Origin of the sequence: Lancefieldella parvula (assembly GCF_963547875.1) — a bacterium.
GTDB classification, from domain to species: Bacteria; Actinomycetota; Coriobacteriia; order Coriobacteriales; family Atopobiaceae; genus Lancefieldella; species Lancefieldella parvula_D.
Map to the genome: position 1 here is coordinate 1 of NZ_CAUUSI010000029.1, position 8,141 is coordinate 8,141.

Below are 8,141 nucleotides of genomic sequence, written 5' to 3' on the forward strand. Positions count from 1 at the left end.
ACTTCTAAGGTGCTCTTCAGTTCATACTTTTGGAATGACGTATCCGATTGATATCGCATTTGCAGACGATCACGGAGAAATTTTAAAAATTCGGAGACGAGTACATCCTAAACAAATTCATAGCTGCGCGGGTGCTTATTGCACATTTGAAAGACCATCAGTTGATGATTTCCCATGGTTTGAGGTTGGTCAGAAAGTGCTCATTCAAGAAATAAGTACTGAAGAAAGCAACGTTGAAAGAAGGAGTCGCTATGGCTATAGAAAACTACTCCGTAAAAATTTGCCCCAGATGCGGAGAAAAGCTGTTTCAGGACATGAGAATTTGTTACGGGTGCCTTCTAGACTTCAGCGGTCCAAGCTCACTTGTATGCAATCTCGAAGTATCAAGAAATAAAAGAATTGCCAACCTTCCCTTTATAGAAACTGATGAGTATTTGCTTTCTGAGGAAGTAGGAGAGGAGTGGGATAAAGGCCTGCCACCTGCTTTGTTTGAACTGGATAACTCATATTCACCAGCAGATTAAACAGTACGTGGTATCCTTTAAGAAGAGTTGCGAAAGTAACATAAAGGAGTTTCCATGTATAAAGTCTCGCTTCGCTCTTCTAAAAAGAGCCAGTTTGTAAAGATTGCGCTCTGCATAATGCTTTTGGCTGTTGCGTTTTTAATTACGCCTGCAAGAGCATTTGCGCGCGACCTTTCAATAGATACGGTAAATATTGATGCGACGGTTCAAAAAGACGGAACGTTGCATGTCGTAGAAACTCGTACGTTCTATTTCAATGGTAGTTTTCATGGTGTCTATTGGAATCTTCCAGTTGGAAAGAATAAATACAATGGACAGAACGTTGAAGTAAATATTACTTCAGTTACCGTTCAGGATAGGCAAGGAACGCGTCAGATCTACAGCAAAGATTCAAATGGAAATGGCGCCAGCTCAGATGAGTACTATGTTCCCACTCTCTCAAACAACATACTGAACCTAAAGATTTATTCAGCGCATGATGATGAGTCAGCACATATAACTATTGAGTATGACATTACTAATGTTGTAACAAACTGGTCGGATACTGCGGAGCTGTACTGGAAGTTTGTATCTGATGGCTGGGATTCCGAGTCTCGAAATGTCACTGCTACTATTCATCTTCCTGTCCCATCAGGACAATCTATAGTTGCTGGTGATACTGTTCGCGCTTGGGGACACGGTCCACTAGATGCAAATGTAGAAATTACCAACAATGCAGTCGTTTATAAAGTCCCTGGCGTAGGAACTGATGAGTTTGCGGAAGCTCGCATTACGTTCCCAACTGATTGGGTTTCTGGGCTAGCTCCTATTCAGCAGAATAAACTGAGCAGCATCTTGTCTGAGGAACAAGCGTGGGCGGATGAAGCAAATCACAAACGTGAGATTGCAAAAACTCAGGTAGCTCTTATTCTTTATGCACCATTAGTACTTGCGGCTATCACCGTTGTAGCAGCAATCTTGCTGCGTATTCAATACAAAAAGGTCATGGCTCCTCAGTTTAATGACCTTTACTACAGAGACGTTCCATCTAATGATCACCCGGCAGTTCTTTCTATGCTTTACAACGGTGAGCTAATTAAGGGAGACGCTCTGACAGCAACCCTTATGCACCTTTCTGATTCAAAGTACATTAGCTTGAATAAGACGGTTAGTACAAACTTCCTTGGTATGGAGAAGTCTGATTACTGTCTTACAAAGGTTCAAGACCTTTCAGAAAGCCAGCAGCCTTTCTACCCTGGCAGTTCACTGTCAAATAAGATTGATATCATGGCAATGAAGCTAATCTTTGATAAGGCCGGAGAATCTGGAGCGGTAAATACTACTGTTACCATGAAACAAATTGGTAAGTATGCTTCATCACATCCAGAAGATTTTAATAAGGCATATGAGTCTTGGGAGAGCCCTATCAAGCTTAGCTATGCTGCTAAGTATGGCACAGATAAGATTCCGTTCCATGGAAAAGGAATCCTTGGTGCTCTGATTGCTGTTGATGTTCTTGTTTTTGTTGCTGCATTTTTCATGGGTGTTATGGCAGACGTTTCATTTGGCAGTCTATTACTACATTTGTTCATTCTTTTCGTTTCCGGCCTTATTGCAGTTGTAAACATTGGCTCTTTTGATTTAATGAACAGAGAAGGTGTTGAGACTCTCGCTAAGACTCGTGCGCTAAGAAAGTGGCTTACTGAGTTCACCAATCTACATGAAGCAATCCCTACTGACGTCATTCTTTGGAATAGGCTTCTGGTTATGGCAGTTGCGCTTGGTGTTGCGGATAAGGTTATCGAGCAGCTGAAAGTAGCAATGCCAGAGATGCTCAAAGATCCTCAGTTTATGCCTGTTTATAGCTGGTATTACTATGGAAATGGCATGCGAACCAATGCAATTGAGAGCGTAACCAAGAGTGTTACAGCTGCTCATTCTGTCTCCACGGCAGCACTTGCTTCTTCTAACTCAAGCTCCGGCGGCGGTTTTGGTGGTGGCTTCTCTGGAGGCGGCGGTGGCGGCTTCGGCGGCGGAGGCGGCGGTGGCGGTTTCTAATGCCATAAGCGCTTCAATAAACATCACAAGAAGCTACGTTTAAAGGTTTTAATTCTCCCCGTGAACTTGTCGGGGAGAATTTCTTTTTTAAGAAAATATGCGATTTTGGCATATTTGAGTTGATAGTTTTACGCTGCATTTATGGAGCAGATATCTAACAGATTAGTGGGCCAGTGTCTTCGCGATTTGCGAAAGAAGCAACGTCTTACTCAAGAGGCGGTTGCTGAGCACCTTGCTGGAGATCAAGCATTCATATCAAAGGTTGAATCAGGCGAGCGTGGCGTTAAACTCGGAGAAGTCTTTTCTTTTGCTGAAGCTCTAGGTATTGAAGCTTCTGAGCTCATCGAAGCTTTGCGTACGTATCGATAGTTTTAGTTCAATTTTTTAATGCAAGAACCCTGTGAAAGACGTGCTTCTTAAAAGAGGTACCTCTTTTTCTGTTTGCCACGTCAACATCAAAAGATAAAAGAAAACGGCCCAGAGAATAATCTCTGAGCCGATTCAAGTCGTGGTGGCGGGGAAGGGAATCGAACCCCTGACACGGGGATTTTCAGTCCCCTGCTCTACCAACTGAGCTACCCAGCCATTGGTGCTTCGAAAAGCTTATTTACTATAACAGACTCAAGCGCTTCGTCAAGCGGGCAATTTATACAATCCAGAAATTTTTTCCACCAGTGAGGTCAAATTCAACGGTCATGCCCTTTATTGCAAAAAATGCCTCAACTTGCTCTTTTGTTTTTTCTAGCTCTTGACCATCGATTTTCTCGCGTTCATCGGGTTTCTCGCTAGAGGGGAGCTCTATCCACAGAGACTGCTTACCACATGTGTCACGCAGGTGAACTTTGCTCAAAAGGCCCTGCTGAGCGAGCCTTTCATTGAGATGAATGAGGTCAAAGAAGTTGACAACTTTTGGCATGCTAACTCGTTTCTCTAAACGCTTGCTCTTAAGCATACACGTTTGCAAATTGGTACAATAGATTATCTAGCTTGAACTAGGTCAGCGGTCGTTGCTGCCTCCACTGAATAAACTATTCGAGGGGAAATTATGGCCTTTACGAGAAAAGAATTCTTGTCCCTTTCTGCTTTAGGAGCTGCAGGCACCTTGGCTGCATGTACTCCACAGGCAAGGACGTCTGAGGATACGAATCAGCCTGCATCTAACGTGGACCTTGAAGAATTCAAGTCGCTTAAGCTGGACATGACCCAGTGGAGCTATGACGAGGATAACGACTGCTACTATCAGCTGGGCATTCAGTACTGCACTAAGCCTGCAAGCAAGTCGGTAAACACTCTCTCGGTCTTTGTACCTGGAAAATATTTCTCGGGAACTAAGAAGGGCTCAACATACGAGTGCGAAGTAAGCGAGAAAGCCGTTGTGGGCAGCTTCACCGCACGTACCGCGCCAATCGTCATGCCTATTAACACGGCAACGTTGTTCCCTCAGAGCGCTCCTACAAGCTACGCATATGAAGGCCTTGCCCCGTACCTTGAGGCTGGTTTTGTGTACGTATACGCAGGTTTCCGCGGCAGAAGCGCCGGCTACGATTCAACCACAGGCTCGGACGAGCTTTACGCAGGCGGATCTCCTTGGCCAGCAGTAGACTTTAAGGCTGCTATCAGGTATTTGCGCTACAACAACGAGCAGCTCCCGTGCAATACGTCAAAGATTTTTGTGTTTGGCTTTGCGGCTGGCGGCGGCCTCAGCGCGGTGCTGGGAACCTCGGGAGACTCTCCGCTCTATACGCCATATCTTAAGGCTGTTGGTGCTGCTACACATAGTGAGAAGGGCGAGCAGCTTTCAGACTCTATTTATGGCAGCGCTTCATGGTGTCCGGCAACCTCATATGATCTTGCAGACGCAGCGTATGAGTGGTCAGCTGGTCAGTATGCAGATGCAACAGACTCCCGTGCTGAGGGTGTATGGACCCAACCTCTCTCGCAAGATCTTGCTGGTGCATATGCTTCATTTGTCAACAACATGGATCTTCTCGACAGCAATGACAGCAAGGTCAGTCTTGATGAGACTAACTCTGGCATCTATACCGCCGGATCATATGCAGACCTTCTTATCAACGAGCTTAAGACTTCTGCAAATAACTTTGTTAGGGACAACGCATTCCCTTATACCTCTACGCCTCAGCGACTGGAAGAGCCTACGTTCCCAGGTGACCCAAATCTCGCAACAGTTCGTGGTACAGATAATGCAGCTCCTGCTACTCAGCAGGTTCAATCTACTATCTATGATACTGCTGAGCACTATTTTGGCTCTCTGAACTCAGAATCTATTTGGGTTGTATATAACCTTCGTCGTCAGAGCGTTGAGCTTGAGAATTTTAGGGGTTTCTCGCGAGCTTTAAGAGGCGCGTCGCTTCCAGTTGGAGCTTTTGATGCTCCTGATAGAAGCACCCGCGCTAATCAGCTTTTTGGTGTTGGCGAGCAAAGTACGCTGCATTTTGATGAGCAGACTGCTGACCTCATTAAAAAGAACCTTGATACGTACATGAAGCTTGCCGATTGGAAGTCCAGCTACGCTAATGATTGGACCTCTGATCTGAATAAGGCTGATACGCTGGAGAATGACATTCCAACTCGTGTTGATATGTTCAATCCACTGTACTTTACCAGCGCATCTTACAAAGGCTATCAGACAGCATCGGTTGCTCCTTATTGGCGTATTAATGAGGGCGCTCAGAATACTGATACTTCAATTTGCACCTCGTTCAATTTGGGCCTGTCTCTAAAGCATTTCTCGGGCGTGAGCAGTGTTGATTACACTCTTGTTTGGGATAAGGGCCACGTTCTTGCCGAGAGAACAGGCAATGCAACTGCCAACTTGGTGTCTTGGATTGTTTCGTGCGCGTCTGCTTAAAGGGGAGGTCATAGCGTGTTTCAAACAAAGAACCGCCGACTGTATGGTGTTGTTGTTATTGTTGTGCTTGCAGTAGGAGCAATATTCTTCTCTCTTATGAGGGGTGCTGATAAGACTCAGTCACAAGCAAGCTCGCAATCACAGCAGACGCAACAGACGCAGTCTCAGAGCTCACAAAACAAGGGCTACATTGATTCTGTAGCAGCGGATGACCCATATGCAAAGGGCATTCACCATGTTCGTATTGTGGTGAAGGATTACGGCACTATCGAGGCAACTCTTAACGCAAACGTTGCGCCTATTACGGTTTCTAATTTTGCTCATCTTGCCGAGTCAGGCTTCTATAATGGCCTTACGTTCCATCGCATTATTGACGGCTTCATGATTCAAGGTGGAGATCCTAAGGGCAATGGCTCGGGTGGATCCGAGAATAAAATCAAGGGCGAGTTTACCAAAAACGGTGTCGAGAATAACATCTCGCATACACGTGGAACTATTTCCATGGCACGCGCCCAAGATCCAAACTCTGCAAGCTCACAGTTCTTTATCATGCAGGCAGACAACTCAACTCTGAATGGAAATTACGCTGCATTTGGCACGGTAACAAGTGGAATGGACGTTGTCGATGCAATTTGTAAAGGCGTAACTCCAACCGATTCAAATGGGACCATCCCTGCCTCAGAGCAACCAGTCATTGAGTCCATCACAATGATTGATTAGATTCCTTATATAAAATATTGTTATGTTATTGAATGACCTGCGACCAGTTATAAAGTTGCAGGTCATTGGCTTAAAACACGCTTCTCATGGTATACTATTGTTATCCGAGAGGAGTGGTGTTATGCGGGCTGTTGGCGAGTTTTGCGTTCACCCAGGTCAGGGCGTATGTCTTGTTGAAAATGTAGTTTCGGAGCCTACTCCGGCCTACGTTTTGTCTCCTATTGGGCAAAAACATCCTGTTCAGATTGTATTTCCTCTTGATCAAGAATTCAGACTACGCGATCTTATGACGCGTGATGAGGCTACAAATCTTGTTGATATATATCCTCAAATTGAACTCATTACCTTTCACATCCACAACGCCTCTCTTGAAGAATCTCACTTTAGACATGCCATCAGGGAAGGTTCTTGTAAAGACTCCATTAGTATTGCTAAAACATTTAGAGCTCGTATTGATAAGGCGCGTTCGCTCAACAAGAAACCACCTGTTTCTCACGAGAGAATTTTTAAGATGGCTAGTAATCGTGGTCTTTACGAGCTTATTACGGCGCTTAATTGCACCGTTGACGAGATTCAAAAGGTGTTTAGTTCGCGCTATGGCGTAGAAATTGGAAAAGCATAGCGTACAATTAAACCATCCGTTCAAGAGATGGGAAATTATGGCTTCAGAAACATCTGCAAATCGTGCTGTTGTTACTGTTTTGGGCAGCGATGCTCCAGGAATTGTTGCAGCAATTTCTACCACTTTGGCCGAGTCCAACGCTAATATTCTGGATATCGCTCAAACCATTTTGTCTGGTATTTTTACTATGACCATGTTGGTTGAACTTCAGGATGCTGAGTCTTTCTTGAGCCTCAAAGAGCGTCTTGATACCGTCTCAGAAAAGCTTGGTGTACAGGTTAACATGCAGCGTGAAGAGGTCTTCACGTTTATGTATCGTCCATAAAGAGGTAGTGTTTTGTCAGAGCTTTCAACTGAAGAACTCATTGCTCAAAAACAGTCTTGGCTCACTCAAGATGTATCAAATTTGAAAGTAGATATTGTCTTTTCCGATATGGATGAGACGTTTTTGCATACTGACAAATCTCTTGATGTCAAAAACATGGCAATGCTGGACCGTCTGGCTGAGCTAGACATTCCTTTTGTCCCATGCTCTGGACGCGCGTTTAACGTACTGCCAAAAGAAGTTGTGAACCATCCTGCTTCTAAGTATGTGGTTTCTTGTGACGGTGCCGTTATCAGAGATCTTTCAACTCAGACCGTGCTTCACGAGTCCACAGTGACAAAAGAGCAGGCACTTGAGTTGTATCAAAAGCTTAAGGACTATCCTGTGACTTTTGACATCTTTGCGGACGGAGGTGTCTATCTGGAGCGCTCAAGACACAATCTGATTACTCAGCTTGGTATCCCCGCAGATCACGCAGCATTTATGCAGCGTTCTCGCACACCCTTTGATCAAAGCGTTGAGGAGTTTATTGAAGGCGTTACTACCATTGAGCGTCTTGGTTCCTACTGGTCTGTTGCGGAAGGCGAGAAATACCAGGCACTTGTAGCAGATGCTGTAGCTTCGGTAAAGGGACTCAGTGGCACAGCTTCCATGAGTATGGGAATGGAAATCTTGGCCGACGGCACTTCAAAGGGTGCTGCACTTAAGTGGCTCTGCAATCATCTTGGCCTCTCTACAGAGAACGCCGCAGCTTTTGGTGACTCGCTCAATGATGTCGCCATGCTTTCTGCGGCGGGAATGGGCACGGCAGTTGCTAACGCTCGTCGTGAAGATTTTGAGGCAGCAACCTATATCACACTCACTAACGATGAGGCGGGTTTCTCGCGATTCCTTACGTGGGCACTGGGGGAGTAAGCACTTGGCGCTGAAGGAGTAGTGTCTCAGAGTTTTGCTTGAGACATATGGTTTAAAGGAAAAGCCGGCAGATACTGAACTGCCTCCCATTTCTTGGACATAAGAAATAGGAGGCTTTTTATGCGTATG

The 8,141-nt window shown here is 45.2% G+C and carries 9 protein-coding genes and 1 tRNA gene; 8 read left to right on the forward strand and 2 right to left on the reverse strand.

Annotated features, from left to right (window positions below; genetic code table 11):
- Positions 1-233 precede the first annotated feature (233 nt).
- The 3 genes from RWJ96_RS06670 to RWJ96_RS06680 all read left to right on the forward strand — a co-directional run bounded on the left by RWJ96_RS06670 (position 234) and on the right by RWJ96_RS06680 (position 2,930).
- Positions 234-524, forward strand: a complete 291-nt coding sequence (locus tag RWJ96_RS06670) for a YgiT-type zinc finger protein (protein ID WP_286127905.1) — start codon at positions 234-236, stop codon at positions 522-524.
- Positions 525-578: 54 nt separating this feature from the next.
- Entirely contained in the window at positions 579-2,561 is a 1,983-nt protein-coding gene (locus RWJ96_RS06675) for a DUF2207 domain-containing protein (RefSeq protein WP_314019606.1), read from the forward strand.
- Positions 2,562-2,702: 141 nt separating this feature from the next.
- Positions 2,703-2,930, forward strand: a complete 228-nt coding sequence (locus RWJ96_RS06680) for a helix-turn-helix domain-containing protein (RefSeq protein ID WP_035427876.1) — start codon at positions 2,703-2,705, stop codon at positions 2,928-2,930.
- Positions 2,931-3,070: 140 nt separating this feature from the next.
- Here RWJ96_RS06680 and RWJ96_RS06685 read toward each other — a convergent pair.
- Together RWJ96_RS06685 and RWJ96_RS06690 are read right to left on the reverse strand one after the other, a co-directional pair.
- Positions 3,071-3,146 (reverse strand) — tRNA-Phe (locus RWJ96_RS06685).
- Positions 3,147-3,207: 61 nt separating this feature from the next.
- The gene (locus RWJ96_RS06690) at positions 3,208-3,477 is read right to left on the reverse strand and encodes a hypothetical protein (RefSeq protein WP_314019607.1); all 270 of its coding nucleotides are present in this window, start codon (positions 3,475-3,477) and stop codon (positions 3,208-3,210) included.
- Positions 3,478-3,606: 129 nt separating this feature from the next.
- Here RWJ96_RS06690 and RWJ96_RS06695 point away from each other — a divergent pair, with 129 nt between their 5' ends.
- From RWJ96_RS06695 to RWJ96_RS06715, 5 genes are all read left to right on the forward strand, one after another.
- Positions 3,607-5,430 (forward strand): subtype A tannase, encoded by a 1,824-nt coding sequence (locus RWJ96_RS06695; protein ID WP_314019608.1) that lies wholly within the window; start codon positions 3,607-3,609, stop codon positions 5,428-5,430.
- 15 nt (positions 5,431-5,445) lie between these two features.
- Positions 5,446-6,150: a peptidylprolyl isomerase gene (locus RWJ96_RS06700; protein ID WP_314019609.1), complete on the forward strand. Its 705-nt coding sequence runs from the start codon at positions 5,446-5,448 to the stop codon at positions 6,148-6,150.
- Between the two features lie 121 nt (positions 6,151-6,271).
- Entirely contained in the window at positions 6,272-6,772 is a 501-nt protein-coding gene (locus tag RWJ96_RS06705; RefSeq protein ID WP_314019610.1) for a CarD family transcriptional regulator, read from the forward strand.
- Between the two features lie 37 nt (positions 6,773-6,809).
- A complete protein-coding gene (locus RWJ96_RS06710; protein ID WP_314006833.1) occupies positions 6,810-7,097 on the forward strand; it encodes an ACT domain-containing protein in 288 nt (95 codons plus the stop codon).
- A 12-nt stretch (positions 7,098-7,109) separates the two neighbouring features.
- The gene (locus tag RWJ96_RS06715) at positions 7,110-8,012 is read left to right on the forward strand and encodes an HAD-IIB family hydrolase (RefSeq protein WP_314019611.1); all 903 of its coding nucleotides are present in this window, start codon (positions 7,110-7,112) and stop codon (positions 8,010-8,012) included.
- Positions 8,013-8,141: the final 129 nt, after the last annotated feature.

Bases quoted from the DNA above. Each gene is read 5' to 3' on its own strand.
- RWJ96_RS06690 (WP_314019607.1), bottom strand. From the start codon at position 3,477: ATGCCAAAAGTTGTCAACTTCTTTGACCTCATTCATCTCAATGAAAGG.
- RWJ96_RS06710 (WP_314006833.1), top strand. From the start codon at position 6,810: ATGGCTTCAGAAACATCTGCAAATCGTGCTGTTGTTACTGTTTTGGGC.
- RWJ96_RS06695 (WP_314019608.1), top strand. From the start codon at position 3,607: ATGGCCTTTACGAGAAAAGAATTCTTGTCCCTTTCTGCTTTAGGAGCT.
- RWJ96_RS06675 (WP_314019606.1), top strand. From the start codon at position 579: ATGTATAAAGTCTCGCTTCGCTCTTCTAAAAAGAGCCAGTTTGTAAAG.
- RWJ96_RS06705 (WP_314019610.1), top strand. From the start codon at position 6,272: ATGCGGGCTGTTGGCGAGTTTTGCGTTCACCCAGGTCAGGGCGTATGT.
- RWJ96_RS06680 (WP_035427876.1), top strand. From the start codon at position 2,703: ATGGAGCAGATATCTAACAGATTAGTGGGCCAGTGTCTTCGCGATTTG.